At 52.2% G+C, this 1,591-nt stretch carries 4 protein-coding genes; all 4 read left to right on the top strand.

Translation table 11 applies throughout. The features are described 5' to 3' along the window. Nucleotides 1-67: 67 nt before the first annotated feature. Nucleotides 68-289, top strand: a complete 222-nt coding sequence (locus tag CSC62_RS17135) for a hypothetical protein (RefSeq protein ID WP_001209148.1) — start codon at nt 68-70, stop codon at nt 287-289. Beyond that, a complete protein-coding gene (locus CSC62_RS17130) occupies nt 286-987 on the top strand; it encodes a replication protein P (protein WP_162407883.1) in 702 nt (233 codons plus the stop codon). The genes CSC62_RS17135 and CSC62_RS17130 overlap by 4 nt, the downstream gene beginning before the upstream one ends. Continuing rightward, entirely contained in the window at nt 984-1,274 is a 291-nt protein-coding gene (locus CSC62_RS17125) for a protein ren (protein WP_000145933.1), read from the top strand. Before CSC62_RS17130 ends, CSC62_RS17125 begins: the two co-directional genes overlap by 4 nt. Nucleotides 1,275-1,347: 73 nt before the next feature. After that, a partial coding sequence (locus tag CSC62_RS17120; protein ID WP_172604257.1) for a recombination protein NinB occupies nt 1,348-1,591 on the top strand: 244 nt, incomplete at its 3' end.

Below are 1,591 nucleotides of genomic sequence, written 5' to 3'. Positions count from 1 at the left end.
GGTGTAGACTATCGCACCATCAGCCAGCAAACCGAATTTTGCTGGGTGGGCTAACGATATACGCCTGATGCGTGAACGTGACGGACGTAACCACCGCGACATGTGTGTGCTGTTCCGCTGGGCATGCCAGGACAACTTCTGGTCCGGTAACGTGCTGAGCCCGGCCAAACTCCGCGATAAGTGGACCCAACTCGAAATCAACCGTAACAAGCAACAGGCAGGCGTGACAGCCAGCAAACCAAAACTCGACCTGACAAACACAGACTGGATTTACGGGGTGGATCTATGAAAAACATCGCCGCACAGATGGTTAACTTTGACCGTGAGCAGATGCGTCGGATCGCCAACAACATGCCGGAACAGTACGACGAAAAGCCGCAGGTACAGCAGGTAGCGCAGATCATCAACGGTGTGTTCAGCCAGTTACTGGCAACTTTCCCGGCGAGCCTGGCTAACCGTGACCAGAACGAAGTGAACGAAATCCGTCGCCAGTGGGTTCTGGCTTTTCGGGAAAACGGGATCACCACGATGGAACAGGTTAACGCAGGAATGCGCGTAGCCCGGCGGCAGAATCTACCATTTCTGCCATCACCCGGGCAGTTTGTTGCATGGTGCCGGGAAGAAGCATCCGTTACCGCCGGACTGCCAAACGTCAGCGAGCTGGTTGATATGGTTTACGAGTATTGCCGGAAGCGAGGCCTGTATCCGGATGCGGAGTCTTATCCGTGGAAATCAAACGCGCACTACTGGCTGGTTACCAACCTGTATCAGAACATGCGGGCCAATGCGCTTACTGATGCGGAATTACGCCGTAAGGCCGCAGATGAGCTTGTCCATATGACTGCGAGAATTAACCGTGGTGAGGCGATCCCTGAACCAGTAAAACAACTTCCTGTCATGGGCGGTAGACCTCTAAATCGTGCACAGGCTCTGGCGAAGATCGCAGAAATCAAAGCTAAGTTCGGACTGAAAGGAGCAAGTGTATGACGGGCAAAGAGGCAATTATTCATTACCTGGGGACGCATAATAGCTTCTGTGCGCCGGACGTTGCCGCGCTAACAGGCGCAACAGTAACCAGCATAAATCAGGCCGCGGCTAAAATGGCACGGGCAGGTCTTCTGGTTATCGAAGGTAAGGTCTGGCGAACGGTGTATTACCGGTTTGCTACCAGGGAAGAACGGGAAGGAAAGATGAGCACGAACCTGGTTTTTAAGGAGTGTCGCCAGAGTGCCGCGATGAAACGGGTATTGGCGGTATATGGAGTTAAAAGATGACCATCTACATTACTGAGCTAATAACAGGCCTGCTGGTAATCGCAGGCCTTTTTATTTGGGGGAGAGGGAAGTCATGAAAAAACTAACCTTTGAAATTCGATCTCCAGCACATCAGCAAAACGCTATTCACGCAGTACAGCAAATCCTTCCAGACCCAACCAAACCAATCGTAGTAACCATTCAGGAACGCAACCGCAGCTTAGACCAAAACAGGAAGCTATGGGCCTGCTTAGGTGACGTCTCTCGTCAGGTTGAATGGCATGGTCGCTGGCTGGATGCAGAAAGCTGGAAGTGTGTGTTTACCGCAGCATTAAAGC

The sequence above is a fragment of the Pseudoxanthomonas jiangsuensis genome, from assembly GCF_010093185.1.
GTDB lineage: Bacteria > Pseudomonadota > Gammaproteobacteria > Xanthomonadales > Xanthomonadaceae > Pseudoxanthomonas > Pseudoxanthomonas jiangsuensis.
The sequence above is the reverse complement of the archived record's forward strand: the minus strand, read 5'-3'. Positions and strand labels throughout refer to the sequence as shown.